This is a genomic window from Mesorhizobium sp. M4A.F.Ca.ET.022.05.2.1 (assembly GCF_003998845.1).
In the GTDB taxonomy this organism is placed as follows: domain Bacteria; phylum Pseudomonadota; class Alphaproteobacteria; order Rhizobiales; family Rhizobiaceae; genus Mesorhizobium.
The window spans coordinates 1-13733 of sequence record NZ_RZOJ01000135.1; the positions used below are offsets into that span (position 1 = coordinate 1).

General features: G+C 63.7%; 16 protein-coding genes. 6 read left to right on the top strand and 10 right to left on the bottom strand.

Annotated elements, in window-relative coordinates; all coding sequences use genetic code 11:
• On the bottom strand, positions 1-538 hold a 538-nt coding region (locus EN745_RS16520), incomplete at its 3' end, for a toxic anion resistance protein (RefSeq protein ID WP_189363065.1).
• A 155-nt stretch (positions 539-693) separates the two neighbouring features.
• Complete coding sequence (locus EN745_RS16525; protein WP_127421775.1) at positions 694-1350, bottom strand: alpha/beta hydrolase; 657 nt, start codon at positions 1348-1350, stop codon at positions 694-696.
• Positions 1351-1551: 201 nt separating this feature from the next.
• Here EN745_RS16525 and EN745_RS16530 point away from each other — a divergent pair, with 201 nt between their 5' ends.
• Positions 1552-2724, top strand: a complete 1173-nt coding sequence (locus EN745_RS16530; protein ID WP_127421776.1) for an OpgC family protein — start codon at positions 1552-1554, stop codon at positions 2722-2724.
• A gap of 6 nt (positions 2725-2730) precedes the next feature.
• Here EN745_RS16530 and EN745_RS16535 read toward each other — a convergent pair whose 3' ends face one another.
• Entirely contained in the window at positions 2731-3807 is a 1077-nt protein-coding gene (locus EN745_RS16535) for a LacI family DNA-binding transcriptional regulator (protein WP_127421777.1), read from the bottom strand.
• A gap of 177 nt (positions 3808-3984) precedes the next feature.
• Here EN745_RS16535 and EN745_RS36140 point away from each other — a divergent pair, with 177 nt between their 5' ends.
• Complete coding sequence (locus tag EN745_RS36140; protein ID WP_189347756.1) at positions 3985-4128, top strand: hypothetical protein; 144 nt, start codon at positions 3985-3987, stop codon at positions 4126-4128.
• Between the two features lie 58 nt (positions 4129-4186).
• Positions 4187-4336: a hypothetical protein gene (locus EN745_RS36145; protein WP_189363066.1), complete on the top strand. Its 150-nt coding sequence runs from the start codon at positions 4187-4189 to the stop codon at positions 4334-4336.
• A gap of 9 nt (positions 4337-4345) precedes the next feature.
• On the opposite strand, the gene EN745_RS16540 is transcribed toward EN745_RS36145, so the two are convergent.
• Genes EN745_RS16540 through EN745_RS16550 form a run of 3 tightly spaced genes read right to left on the bottom strand, consistent with a single transcriptional unit; the run spans position 4346 to position 6444 of the window.
• A complete protein-coding gene (locus EN745_RS16540) occupies positions 4346-4720 on the bottom strand; it encodes a DUF423 domain-containing protein (protein ID WP_126054962.1) in 375 nt (124 codons plus the stop codon).
• A 58-nt stretch (positions 4721-4778) separates the two neighbouring features.
• Entirely contained in the window at positions 4779-5159 is a 381-nt protein-coding gene (locus tag EN745_RS16545) for a YkvA family protein (RefSeq protein ID WP_127421778.1), read from the bottom strand.
• Between the two features lie 31 nt (positions 5160-5190).
• Positions 5191-6444: an MFS transporter gene (locus EN745_RS16550; protein WP_126054960.1), complete on the bottom strand. Its 1254-nt coding sequence runs from the start codon at positions 6442-6444 to the stop codon at positions 5191-5193.
• A 115-nt stretch (positions 6445-6559) separates the two neighbouring features.
• Between EN745_RS16550 and EN745_RS16555 the strand changes: the two genes are divergently transcribed.
• Together EN745_RS16555 and EN745_RS16560 are read left to right on the top strand one after the other, a co-directional pair.
• The gene (locus EN745_RS16555; RefSeq protein ID WP_127421779.1) at positions 6560-7225 is read left to right on the top strand and encodes a GntR family transcriptional regulator; all 666 of its coding nucleotides are present in this window, start codon (positions 6560-6562) and stop codon (positions 7223-7225) included.
• Between the two features lie 169 nt (positions 7226-7394).
• A complete protein-coding gene (locus EN745_RS16560; RefSeq protein WP_127421780.1) occupies positions 7395-8366 on the top strand; it encodes a glycosyl transferase family 90 in 972 nt (323 codons plus the stop codon).
• Positions 8367-8380: 14 nt separating this feature from the next.
• Here the strand turns inward: EN745_RS16560 and EN745_RS16565 are convergent, their stop codons facing one another.
• A complete protein-coding gene (locus tag EN745_RS16565) occupies positions 8381-9424 on the bottom strand; it encodes an aldo/keto reductase (RefSeq protein WP_127421781.1) in 1044 nt (347 codons plus the stop codon).
• A 243-nt stretch (positions 9425-9667) separates the two neighbouring features.
• Between EN745_RS16565 and ppk2 the strand changes: the two genes are divergently transcribed.
• Positions 9668-10588 (top strand): polyphosphate kinase 2, encoded by a 921-nt coding sequence (gene ppk2, locus EN745_RS16570; RefSeq protein WP_126054956.1) that lies wholly within the window; start codon positions 9668-9670, stop codon positions 10586-10588.
• Between the two features lie 187 nt (positions 10589-10775).
• Here the strand turns inward: ppk2 and EN745_RS16575 are convergent, their stop codons facing one another.
• From EN745_RS16575 to hemB, 3 genes are all read right to left on the bottom strand, one after another.
• The gene (locus EN745_RS16575; protein ID WP_127400438.1) at positions 10776-11423 is read right to left on the bottom strand and encodes a dihydrofolate reductase family protein; all 648 of its coding nucleotides are present in this window, start codon (positions 11421-11423) and stop codon (positions 10776-10778) included.
• Positions 11424-11550: 127 nt separating this feature from the next.
• Positions 11551-12528, bottom strand: coding sequence for a cobalamin biosynthesis protein CobT (locus EN745_RS16580; RefSeq protein ID WP_126054955.1), 978 nt, complete (start codon positions 12526-12528; stop codon positions 11551-11553).
• A gap of 6 nt (positions 12529-12534) precedes the next feature.
• Positions 12535-13566 carry a porphobilinogen synthase gene (gene hemB, locus EN745_RS16585; RefSeq protein WP_126054954.1) on the bottom strand — a complete coding sequence of 344 codons (1032 nt, stop codon included), beginning with the start codon at positions 13564-13566 and terminating at the stop codon, positions 12535-12537.
• Positions 13567-13733: the final 167 nt, after the last annotated feature.

Sequence of the window (13733 nt, forward strand, 5' to 3'; positions counted from 1 at the left end):
CGACATCGCCGTGCTCGACGACCTGCACGAGCAGCCCAAGGACTCCATCCTCAAGCTGGATGCCTATGTCCAGCTTGAGGATGGAGTCCTTGGTCTGCTCGTGCAGGTCGTCGAGCACGGCGATGTCGCGCCTCAGCGTATCGTTGTGACGGTCGAGCTCCAGTCCGATGCGGTCAATCTGCCCCGCCACGTCCTCGAATTTCTCCTTGAAGCGTTCGAGCCGAGCCTTGAATGAGGAAAACAAATTGCTCAGGAACCCTTCTTCCTTCAGCGAGGCGGGGTCGAGGTTCTTGGCCTTCATGATGATATCGGTGAGCAGCGTGCCAGTGTCGCCGAGATCGCGGTTGCGGATCTGGGCGAGTATCTTGTCGGCAAAGTCGCTGACAGACTGCTGGGCGCGGTCGCCATAGACCGAGATCGCTGCGCGGTCGCCAACGTTGATCGTGCCTTCAATCCGAGCCACTTCGGACGGATTGGCCACGATTGCCGGCAATGTCGAGGTGTCGTCGAGCAGAGTGACGCTGTTCTTGTCGGTCATCTAGACCTCCCCCTCAGTGAACAGTATCTCGATAGACAGTTCGTGACAGAGATATGTCCGCGCTGTGGACAATGGAAGGGGGAGTGGCCCGGCGCTGGAGTGCGAAATGGCGAAATGCTGGCCACCGGTGAAGGATTCGATGGAATTGACCGGGCTCACGCGACAGCACTTGGATCCGCCAGCCATTGCCTGACGATCGTCGCATCCGAATCGCCGATCTCATGCCCAGATGCGATAATCCTTGCGTCGACCGTGGCGCCGCGCTGGCTTAGCAGCGTCACCAGCGCCGGCGCGAAGGGACCGTAAGTGAGGTCGGCGGCGCCGGCGATCATCAGCACCTTCGTGCCGCCGAGATCCGTCGGCGGCGTCTCGGCCAACACCGGCATGGCCCGCAAAAGCGCGGCCCGCCGGACGAGACCGGAATGAAGCAGCATCAGGCTCGAGACCAGGTTGGCGCCGTTCGAATAGCCGAGGAAGGTTGCGCGGGAGAGATCGATCCGGTGGCGCTTCGTCGCCTCGGCAACGAACGTCGCGAAGGCGTCCGTCTCCGTGCGGATGCTGGCCTGCTCGAAGCTGGTCGGCGTGATCCGCTCGAACCAGCGAAAGCCGTCCTCTTGTGGGATTCGACCGCGCGCGGCGACCAGTGCGGCATCCGGCGCAATCTGTTTCGCCAGCGGCACCAGCGTGGTTTCATCGACACCGGACCCGTGTAGCAGGAACAGGCATTCGCCGCTTGCCTCTGTTGGCTGTGTGAAGCGGTAATGGAAGCTCAAGTCACGCAGGACGGCAGTTTTGCCGGTATATTCGGACACGCTTATATCCTTTTGATTTTATGATAGATTCGTTGATTTGCCGGCTTCAAAACGGAATATTTTCTTGCTCCGCGAAAGTTGATTGAACCAGGCTTACTTCAGACCGTTTCTGCGCCGATACACTCCGCCACGGGAGGAATCAAAGCGGTGCGCGGGGGTCGCATTGCCCCAATGAACGACCAGCTTTGAGGCCTTTTGTCGATGACCATGCCAGTTTCGCCCGGACGCGATACGCGTATCGATGTGTTTCGCGCGCTCGCGCTGCTCACCATCTTCATCGATCATGTGCCCGGCACGATGTTCGAGACGCTGACCTACAAGAATTTCGGCTTCTCGGACGCGGCTGAAGCCTTCGTGCTGATCTCCGGCATGTCGGTGGCGCTCGCCTACGGCAGCAAATTCCAGTCCGGAGGCCGGCTGCTGGCGACGCTGAAGATGTGGCGGCGCGCCGGCGTCCTCTATGTTGCCCATATCGTCACGACCATGGCGGTGATGGCGCTGTTCTGCGCCGCCGCGGTGTTCGCCAGGCGGCCTGAGCTGTTGAAACTGATCAACATCGAGCCGCTGATGAAGAACACACCGGAAGTCCTGGTCGGCATCGTCACGCTCGGTCACCAACTCGGCTACAACAACATCCTGCCGGTCTACGCGGTGCTGCTTTTGCTGGCGCCGGCCTTCCTGCTTTTGATCAGCTACCGGCCGGTGCCGGCTCTTGTCCTGTCGGGAGCCCTGTGGCTAGTCGCCGGCATCTGGCAGATCGCGCCGCCCAACTATCCGGAGCCCGGTTTCTGGTTCCTCAATCCGCTGTCCTGGCAGTTCCTGTTCAACATCGGCCTGGCCGCCATGCTGCATGTCAGGCGCGGCGGCGTGATTCCGGTCAATCGCTGGCTGCTCGGAGCCGCCGCCGCCTATGTACTGACGGCGCTCGTCTGGGTGCACAGTCCGCTCTGGGGCCGGATATCCTGGCTCGATCTGCCGGTGGTGCTGACCGGCTTCGACAAGACATTCCTGTCGCTGCCGAGGCTCCTGCACATATTGGCGGTGAGCTATCTCATCGTCGCGCTGCCGGCTGTCTCGAACCTGTTCCGCACCAGCCCCGACCATCCGCTCGCCATCCTCGGCAAGCGCTCGTTGCCTGTGTTCATCACCGGCACGGTTCTCGCCATGGTGGCGCAGGTGCTGAAGCTGATCAATCCGGGCGGCCTCGCCTATGACACCCTGCTGATATCGGCCGGCATCGCCATGCAGTTCGCTCTCGCGTTCTATCTCGAATGGCTGTCCGGCATCGGTTCATCGGGTAAGAAGCCGGCCCGCGGCGAGGTGCCAGCGCGTGCGTCTTTCGGCGTCCAGCCGATGGCAGCGGGGAATCGGTGAGGTCGGTCAGGGCCTCGCCGGTCCGGTCGATGCCCTGACGATCAGTTCGACACCGAGCATCTCGCGCCGCACTGAGCCGTCGAAATTGAGGATCATTCGCGCCGCCCGACGGCCGATCTCGGCGATCGGCTGGGCGATCGTGGTGAGCCGAGGGCTGCACAGCAGGCCGTCCGGAACGCCGTCGAAGCCGATGACCGAGACATCCCCCGGGACATTCAGACCCCGCCCGGTCAGCCAGTCGACCGCGACCATGGCCATGCGGTCGGACATCGCCAGGATCGCGGTGGGCGGCTCGCCGCTGGCGAAGATGGCTTCGAGGCCGGCCCTGGTGGAGGCGGCCTCGTTTTCGGTCTCGTAGACCGGCACCTTGGTGGTGTCGATGCCGAAGCGGGAAAGCTCCTCGAAATAGCCGGCAAGTCGGTCGCGCGTTGCGGTGTAGAGCGCCGTCCCGAGCCGCCCGGGCGTCACAAGACCGGTGCTGCCGTCAACGAAAGGCAGCGACAGAACGGCGAAGCGGCGGTGCCCAAGTTCGCCGAGATGACGCGCGGCCAGCCTTGCGCCGGCGACGTTGTCGATGCCGATCATCGAGATGGTGTCGTCATCGAAGCCGACTGCGAGCGCGACGAAGGGGAGCCTGCGTTCGCGCGTCAGCTCGACGAGGCGAGGGCCTCCCTCGATGCAGAACAGGATGAAGCCGTCGACCAGGGCACTCTGGATGTTCCAGGCGAGTTTCTCGTCATTTTGAGCCGATACCAACGCAATGCCGGCACCGGTGGCGTCGCATGCCTCGGAGATACCGGCCATCATCACGCGCGCGAAAGGGTCGTCGAAGAAATAGGAGAGGGGCTCGGTCGATGCGACGCCGATCGCATTGACCTTGCCGGCGCGCAGCAGCCGGCCCTTGGGGTCGGGTCCGGCATAGCCCATCGCCTCGGCCACCGCCTTGACCCGCTCGCGCACTTCCGCGCGCACGATCTCCGGGCGGCTGAAGACGTTGGAGGCCGTGCCATGCGAGACGCCGGCCGCCTTGGCGATATCGGCCAGCCGGATGGGGCGTGCCTGGCCTTCGATGAGTGATGCCATGTCTGTTCTCCCGGACCTCCCACGCCGCACTACATGGACGGGGATCGATCTCCGGTCCAATATCATTTTTCTTGGATCGATTCAAATTCTGCTTGACTCCCAGGTCGGATGGCCTATGTTTGAATCGATCCAAGTTGGCAATTCGGCCGATTGGAGCGAGTTTGGAAGGAGGGTGCGATGCATCCGGTCAACTTTCTGTTTGAGGACGTCTACCGCAACGATTGGGGCATTGCCTCGGCTGCGCTCAGCGAGAAGCGCCGCGGCAAGGCAAGTCCATGGAGGCGCGAGCCGCGCTTTATCGTGGATCGCAAGCGCGGCTGAACGGTCGGTCTTTTTCACGTCGATCGATTGGATCGATTCAATTCAGAGGAACAAAGCTATGCATCCGATGAACCATCTGTTCGAGGATATCTATCGCAACTATTGGGGCATCTCTCCGGCGTCCGAGCGGCCGGAGCGGCGGCGCCTCACAGGGCCGGCCGTGCGCAGTCGCGAATGGCTGGCAAGGCGCGAGCGCCGGCAGGACTGAGCGCCGGTCTCAGGCGCGACGCAGGACGAGGGCCGAACCGGCGATCGCCAGCCAGCCTGCAATCAGGAGGGTGCCGCCGATCGGCGCCGACATCGGAAACAGCCGCGAACCCAGGAAGTCGCGGGCGAGAAGATCGCCGCAGAAAAGCACCAGCCCGAAAAGCAGGACCAGGCTTGCGATTCGCAGGGCGCGGTCGGCGCCGATCAGCCCGACGGCGAGGAAGACCGGCGCGTGCATGAGCAGGAAAGACGCCGCCGTGCCGACGAAGCCGCCGCCCAGATGCGCGGCCGCGGCCGACAGCGCCACGCCCGCCGCGCCGCAGAGGCCGCCGGCAAGAACGAAGATGCGGCTGCCTCCGCTCGCTGCTTGTTCGGTTGTGCCCATATGGGGGTGCCTCCTGCCATACGACCGATGTAGTGAAAGCGCGGATGGTGTCGCGAACTCAGCCGATGAAGTAGCGATAGCCGAGCCAGGCCGCCAGTGTGGCAGATGCGCCCCAGACGCAAGCGATGACGACTGCGGCTACCCGACTCACCGGGCGCTCTCCCGCAAGCGCGGCAGCGGCTCGATGTTCTGCCATGACCTCCGGTGGAATCATCTTCAGCACGGCCAGGATGCCGAGCGGCACAATGATAGCGTCATCGAGATATCCCAGCACCGGGATGAAGTCGGGAATCAAGTCTATTGGAGACAGGGCATAGCCGGCGACACATAGCGCCAGCACCTTAGCATACCAAGGCGTACGGGCATCACCGGCCGCGAGATAGATCGCGTGCACGTCTTGCTTGATCGTGCGCGCCCAGTCCTTCAGCTTGCCGTTCATCGGGTGGGTTTATCCGCAAAAGGCGAACGTGTCAGGAACTGCCGGCTTGCGCCAGTATGTTGCGCGTGCGCCGCGACTGGACAATCCAGTTGTAGGCCGCGCCGCCGGCCATCAGCAGCGATGTTCCCAGGAATACCGAGCGCATGCCGAAATGGCCTCCGGCAAAGCCGCCGAGCAGTGGCCCGGCCACCTGGCCGACATATTGCGCCGAGATCGACAGGCCCAGCACATTGCCGCCGACGCCGTCCGGCACGTTGTGGCGGATGACGCTGGTGATGCAGGGCAGGAGCCCGCCCAGCGCCAGACCCATCAGGAAGCGCAGACCGATCAACTGCCAGCCCTCTGTGACGAAGGCCTGCGGGATCAACAGCAGGGCCGAGATGGCAAGCGCGGCGATCACCACGTTCCAGTGGCCGATGCGGTCGGCGAGCTTGCCCAGCCACGAGGCCGACAGGATGGCGCCGAGCGCGGCCGCCGACATTACCACCCCGGCGACCAGCGTCACCCGGCTCTCGTCCTCGATCAGCTGCTGCACATAGACAGTGATGATCGGCTCGATCGACATGGTGGCGAAGGCGAGCAGCATGCCGGTCGCCAGCATGGCGACGACCGGGCGCTTGTCGGGGATCTGCGACCAGCCGCTTTTCGGCTTTGACGCAGCTCCAGTTTTGGCCGCCGCCGGCCGAGGGGTCTCCTTGATCAGGAAGGTCGTCGCCAGGAAGGCGAGGAAGATGACGCCGCCCGACAGCAGGAAGGTGGCGCGGATGCCGATCACCGGCGGCAATGCGCCACCCAGCAGCGGCCCGACCAGGCCACCCGCCGTGATGCCGGCCGAGAGCACGCCCAGCGCCCAGCCGGAACGCTCCTTCGGTGTCTGCATGGCGACCAGGATGGTCGAGCCCGACGAATAGCCGCCGGCAAAGCCGATCAGCAGGCGCAGCAGAACCAGTTGCCAGACGGTTTCGACCATGCCGGTCAGCGACATGCAGATCGCCATGCCGAAACTGGCACGCACCAGCATCAGCTTGCGGCCGTAGCGGTCGCCCAGCCGTCCCCACAGCGGCGCCACAAGGGCGGCCGCGAAGAAGGTGGCACCGTAGGCGATGCCCGACCATTGCACGATCGCGGCATGGCCCTCGGCGCCCAACTGCTCGACATAGAGCGGCAGGAAGGGCAGCAGCAAGGTCATGGCAATGAGCGTGCTGAACGAGCCCGCGAAGCAGACGGCGAGATTGCGCCGCCAGTGGACGTTGTAGCCGCCCTGTTCGCTGCCGTTCTTGCTCATCTCATGCCCGCGCCATGGTGGGGTTGTTACGGATACCAATTTGGGATACCAAGCTGGTATCCGTCATGGACCTCAACCCTGCCGCTGTCAATGCGGCCATACGAACGGAACCGCCATGTCGCAGATGCAGAGCGTCGAACGGCAGCTTCGCGAGATGATCCTCGGTCTTGAGATCGGGCCCGGCGAGCGCCTGACCGAACGCTGGATCGAGAGCCGCTTCGCCGCCTCGCGCACGCCGGTCAGGGCCGCGCTGCTCCGGCTGGAAACCGAAGGGCTGATCTGCCGCGACGGGCGCGGCTGGACGGTCTCGCCGATCAATCTGGCCGAACTCGAACAAATCGCCGTCTATCGCGAGGCGGTCGAGGTGGCCGCCGTCAGGCTGACCTGCGTGCTGGAGGACAGAAGCGCCGTCGACGCCATCGAGGCGATGCTGGAGGCCTGCGATGCAGGCACTCCGCGCGAGGAATGGCACCGCATCGGCATGGATTTCCACATCGAGCTGGCCAGGCTCTCCGGCAATGACTTCCTGTTTCGGGCGGTGCGCGATGCGATGACCAGGCTCTCCCGCGCGCGCTGGCTGGAGGTACGCGACGAGGCGGCACTCGGCCGCGCATGGGCGGAGCATCATGCCGTACTGGCGGCTGTGCGGGTGGGCGATGCGGAAGCGGCGGCGCGATTGCTTTCAGCCCATATCGTCGGCAGCCGCAACCGGCTGGTGACGTCGCTGCGCGACGACCGGCGCGGCCTGCGGGCCCGGGGCTTCGCCGTCGTCGCCGCGTGATCGCGACCATCGCCCTGGACTGAACCGTCACCCGCACAATGGCTTGCGCGGCATTGCGCCCGCCAACCCAGCCGGCTGTCGGCCGGCCGGCGGTGCCGTGCAGTTTGCAGTGTGAAAGTTCGACGGACTGATGCTAAGAGCATTTTGCCCCCAGTCCAGGTGACCAACGATGGCCACGCCTCTCCGAACCGCAGCCAAGGTGTTTTACTACGCGCGCAACTTCGCGCGCGACCTCGCTCCGCAGGCGCTGTTCCGCCACCGGCTGAGGGGATGGCTTGAGCAGGCACGGCGGTCGGACGGCTCGGTCCGCGAGCGGGTGAACTTCTATAACAGGCTGCAGCAGCCCTTTGTGCCGAGCCCGGCAGCGGTGCCGGTCAGCCGGCTGCCGTTCTCGCCGAGCATGTATTATTACGACCTGAAGGAGTTTGCCCGCTATTTTGATCCGGTGCTGCTCATCGACCTCGAATTTGGCGATGTCATCGACGTTCCCAAGATGCCGGCGATCGTCAAGGACCGGCCGATCATGGACGGCAACGGCAATGCGGTGCTGATGAAGCTGGACAAGTTCCGCCACTTCCAGATGCCCGCCGACCGACAGCCCTTCGCCGACAAGCGTCCGCTGGTGGTTTGGCGCGGCGATCTCAACAACCCGATCCGCACGCGGTTCCTCGATGTGGTGCGCCACTTGCCGATCTGCGATGTCGGGACGCCGAAAAAGGACGCGAAGGCCGAATACCAAAAACCCTATCTCACCATCGATGAGCAGCGGCGCTACCGCTACATTGTCTCGCTCGAAGGCAACGATGTCGCGACCAACCTCAAATGGATCATGAGCTCGAACTCGCTCTGCCTGATGCCGCCACCGACTTACGAGACCTGGTTCACCGAAAGCGAGGTCAGGGCCGGTGTCCACTATGTGCAGCTGGCGCCTGACTTCTCCGATCTCGCCGACAAGGTGCGTCATTTCGAAAGGCACCCGGCCGAGGCCGAACGCATCGTCGCCGCCGCCAACGCCTATTGCCGAAAATTCCGCAACGAGCGGGACGAACAGGCGATCTCGCTGCTCGTCCTCTACAAATATTTCGTGCTGAGCGGCCAGGTCAAACCGGATCCCGAAGTCTGGCGCTTCATCGCCGGCTGACCCGTTGCGGCCCCTCAGATATCGCTGCGGTCGAGCACCAGGTCGGCCGGTCCGAAGCGGCCCTTGGCCGTCAGCTGCTGGTGCCAATAGGGGTAGAGGACCGGCGGCCGGCTGACGGCGTCGAGCCGCGCACGCTCGTCGAAGGACAGAGTCAGGCTGGCGGCGGCGATGTTGTCCTTGAGCTGCGCCTCGCTGCGGGCGCCGATCACCAGCGACGAGACGGCCGGCCGGCCGAGCAGCCAGGCGAGCGCCACCTGCGCGCCCGATACGCCCCTGGCCTTGCCGATGTCGACGAGCACGTCGACGATCCGCCACAGCCGGTCTTGGTCGCGGATCGGCGGCTCCGACCAGCCGCCGAGCTGGCGGGCGGTTGGGCTGTTGCGGTCGTACTTGCCGCTGAGCAATCCGCCGGCGAGCGGGCTCCACACCAGCACGCCGAGCCCCTGGTCGACCGAGATAGGCAAGAGCTCGTATTCGGCCTCGCGGGCCTCGAGCGTGTAGTGGATCTGCTGGGTGACGAAACGCGGCTGGTGGCTGCTGTCGCTGATGGCGAGCGCCTTCATCACCTGCCAGCCGGAATAGTTCGAGCAGCCGACATAGCGGATCTTGCCCTGGCTCACCAGCGTGTCGAGCGCGGCAATCGTCTCCTCCAGCGGCGTCACGCCATCCCATTCGTGCAGGAAGTAGATGTCGATAACATCGGTCTTCAGCCGCTTCAGGCTCTTCTCGCACTCGCGGATCAGGTGATGGCGCGACAGGCCCTCGTCGTTGGGACCCTTGCCGATGCGCATGCGCGCCTTGGAGGCGATCAGCACGTCGTCCTTACGCTTGCCGCCCAGAGCCTCGCCGATGATCTCTTCCGAAATCCCGTTCGAATAGACATTGGCGGTGTCGATGAGGTTGATGCCGGCATCGATGCAGAGATCGATCATCCGGCTAGCTTCATTGAGGTCGGTCTTGCCGACCGCCGCGAAGGCGCCGGCGCCGCCGAAGGTCATGGTGCCGAGCGTCAACGTCGAAACCTTCAGCCCGGAACGGCCGAGCGTGCGGTATTCCATTTGAGATCCTCGCGATTGCATTGGGAGAGGCGCCACGAGCGGGCTGCCCGAATGAGAACGCATATTTGTAGGACAAGTTCACCGGTTTGTCGCCCTGTCGCGGCGAGCGGTCGTTCAAATCTCAAGCGACGGTATTGCAATAAAACCGTCATTGCCGGCCTTTATTGAAGTCGGCTCAGGATGGCGCGCGGCAGCAGGGTGTCATCCCACCACACATGGCAGGCTGGCACGCGGAGCAGCACGATGAACGAACTGAAATCGAATTCCGGAGCCAGGGACTGGCTGGAAGCCGAACTCGCCGACACGCTCGACGAGGACTACGAACTGGAGCTATCGGAGCCGGCGCTGTCGCTGGAGATCGCCAAGATCTACAAGGATTCGCATCCGCCTTCGATCGAGCGGCAGCAATATTTCCGTGACCTGCTGCGGCTGCAATCCGAGCTGATCAAGCTGCAGTCCTGGGTGGCCTACCACAAGAAGAAGGTCGTCGTGATCTTCGAAGGCCGCGACTCGGCCGGCAAGGGCGGCGTCATCAAGCGCATCACCCAGCGGCTCAATCCGCGCATCTGCCGCGTCGTGGCGCTGCCGGCGCCGACCGAGCGCGAGAAGTCGCAGTGGTATTTCCAGCGCTACGTGCCGCATCTGCCTGCCGGCGGCGAGATCGTGCTGTTCGACCGCTCCTGGTACAACCGCTCCGGCGTCGAGCGGGTGATGGGCTTTGCCGGGCCGGACCAGGTGGAGGAATTCTTCCACGACGTGCCGGAATTCGAACGCATGCTGGTGCGCTCCGGCATAACGCTGGTCAAATACTGGTTCTCGATCACCGACGAGGAGCAGCAGATGCGCTTCCTGATGCGCATCCACGACCCGATGAAGCAGTGGAAGCTGTCGCCGATGGACCTGCAGTCGCGCGTGCGGTGGGAGCAGTATACCAAGGCCAAGGAAGAGACCTTCGCCCGTACCAACATCCCCGAGGCGCCCTGGTTCATCGTCGAGGGCAACGACAAGAAGCGCGCCCGGCTGAACTGCATCGACCATCTGCTGCAGCAGTTTCCCTATGAGGAGGTTCCGCACGAGGAGATCACGCTGCCCGAGCGCGTCTTCAATCCCGAATACGAGCGCCAGGTGCTGCCGCGCGAGCTTTACGTGCCGGAGAAGTATTGAGCATCTTTTTTCCTTCTCCCCGTTCACGGGGAGAAGGTGCCCGAAGGGCGGATGAGGGGCGGCGCCGACGTCAGCAATTGAGCCTTAGTTCGCCGTCAGCGGCTTGTCGCCAATCTTCAACCGGCAGCGCGGCCCCTCATTGCCCTGCCGGGCATTTCTCCCCGTGAACGGGGAGAAAGAGCTGTAATCACGCCCGCTCAATCACCACATGCGTGGCGAGGGGCGTTGCCACCTGCTCGGTGCAGCGATAGCCAAGGCCGGGCATGTCCAGGCCGGCGAAAAGATGCTCGCCCTTGCCGAGCAGCACCGGCGATACCGCTAGGTGCATCTCGTCTATGAGCTTCTCGTGCAGATATTGTCGGATGGTCGAAACGCCGCCGCCGACCCGCACATCCTTGCCGCCAGCCGCCTCCCTGGCTTGCTCCAGCGCCGAGTGGATGCCGTCGGTGACGAAGTAAAAGGTCGTGCCGCCTTCCATGGCGATCGGCGCCCGCTTGTGATGCGTCAGCACGAAGGTCGGCACGTGATAGGGGGGGTTGTCGCCCCACCAGCCCTTCCAGGTCTCGTCCGGCCATTCGCCGCGGATCGGGCCGAACATGTTGCGGCCGAGGATCCAGGCGCCGACATTCTCGAAGCTGCGCGTGGCGAACGCGTCGTCCGTGCCGGTGGTACCGCCGTCCTTGCCCATCACAATCTTGCGAAAAAAGCGGGTGCCGATCATCCATTTGTGCAGGTTCTCGCCGCCGATACCGAGCGGGTTGGCGAGATCCTGATCCGGACCGGCGCCGAAGCCGTCAAGCGACAGGGTGAATGCACTGACGCGAAGCTTGGACATGCTACCTCCTTCATAACCAGTTGTATTTTGCAAGCAGTTAGTGGTTAGTCTAACTGATTGCGTATTGCAAGCGGTATCTGGTGCGCGGATGGATGCGGATCGCGCCCCGGCAAGTTCAGGAGAATGATCAGTTCGGCGACGGCGAACTACCAACCTCGTCCGCCGTGTCACCGGCAGACATCGTTCCACCGGCGACAAGCTGGCGCTGCAATGCCATCAACATGGTTCTGCCGAGCTCATCGGGTGCCTCGCAATTCGTTGACACTCGATAGGAGTTGTCGACATAGGAACCAAAACCAACCGCCAGCAACTCAACGTCTCCGGCTGTCTCCAGTTGCACCGCCACTTGAAAGAGATGGTCTTGGAGATAGCGAGGGCCATTTGCGTGAAGCGTGGAATCGTCGACCGGCGCCCCGTCCGACACGACGAGCAGTATTTTCCGGCGCTCGGGACGTTTCCGCAGCCGGTCGGCTGCCCATTCGATGGCCTCGCCGTCGATATTTTCCTTGAGCAGGTCCGGCCGCAACATCACCTTGAGAGCATGACCGATACTGCCCTGACGCATATCGTCGGCCTCCCGATAAACGATATGAAGCAGGTCGTTCAGCCTGCCCGGATTTTTGGGCCGGCCATCTGCATCCCAGGTCTGCCGTGAGTACCCACCGCGCCAGGCGCGCGTGGTGAAGCCCAGGAGCTCGACCTTGATGCCTAGCGTCCTCAGGAACTCCTGTGCAATGTCGACGGAAGCGGCGGCGTAGAGCATTTTTTGGCCGCGCATCGATCCGGAGTGATCGACGAGAATGGAAACAACGGTATTGGCGAGGTCGGGCGCCGACGGGCCGTTGCGGATTTCCGCGGCGAGATCAGCCGCCTGAATGAGATGTTTCGTCCTCCAGCCCGCCAGGCCGTTCTCCAGTTCGGCCCATGCGGTGTCGAGCGCGGATTGATGCTTTCCCGAAAGCGGCCCGATAGCACTGGACAGCTTGGAACTCGGCACAATCCAGTCATGGAGCGTGACGTAGGCGTGATAGCCCGGCGTAGTAGTATCGCCGCGTGGGGTGGCAACGAACAATGATTTGAGATGCTTGCCCAGCCCCCGCAGCAATGTCGGCTATCCCTTCAGCATCGCCGCCACTTCTGGCGCGAAATAGGTGAGGATTCCGTCGCAGCCGGCGCGTTTCAGCGCAAGCAGCGATTCCAGCATCGCCTTCTCGCCGTCGATCCAGCCATTGGCGGCGGCCGCCTTGATCATCGAATATTCGCCCGACACCTGGTAGGCGAAGGTCGGCATTTGCAGTTCGTCCTTCAGCCGGCGGATGATGTCGAGATAGGGCAGGCCGGGCTTCACCATCAGCATGTCGGCCCCTTCGGCGAGGTCCTGCTCGGCCTCGCGCAGCGCCTCGTCGGAATTGGCGTGGTCGAGATAGTAGGTCTTCTTGTCACCCTTGAGCAGGCCGGCCGTGCCCACCGCCTCGCGATACGGGCCGTAGAAGGCGGAGGCGAACTTCGTCGCGTAGGACATGATCGCCACGTCCTGAAAACCGTTGGCGTCGAGCGCGTCGCGGATGGCGCCGATGCGGCCGTCCATCATGTCCGACGGCGCGATGATGTCGGCGCCGGCCGCGGCCTGGATGACGGCTGCCGCCGCCACCTGCGCAACCGTCTCGTCATTGACGATAATGCCGTCGCGCAGGATGCCGTCATGGCCATGGCTGGTGAACGGATCGAGCGCGGCGTCGGTGATGATGCCGATCTCCGGCGCCGCATGCTTGATGGCGCGGGTGGCGCGGTTGATGATGTTTTCCGGGTCGAGGATGTGCGAGCCGGTCTGGTCGCGCAGCGAAAGCTCGACATTGGGAAAAGTGGCGATCGCCGGAATGCCGAGCTTGGCCGCACGCTCGGCCTCCTTGACCGCGAGGTCGAGCGACAGGCGGAACACGCCGGGCATTGCGGCGATCGGCTCGCGCACATCCTTGCCGTCGACGACGAAGATCGGCCAGATAAGGTCGTCGACCGAAAGACGGTTCTCCTGCACCAGGCGCCGCGACCAGTCGGCCTTGCGCATGCGCCTCAGCCGCCGGCTGCCGGTGATCTCGTCGACGCTGCGCGCGCCGGCAGGCTTTGCGGGGGTGAATTTGTTCATCGCGTCAACTCTCGTTTGACCGGTTTTAACACGCGGTCTCCCGACAGACCAATGCGACACGATTGTGCCAGGCTGGGCCTAATTCCTCGCCCCCGCTAAAAGCGGGGGAGAGGTGTCCGCGAAGCGGACGGAGAGGGGGCCCTCGTTCGTAGGGCGCTCCCCTCTCC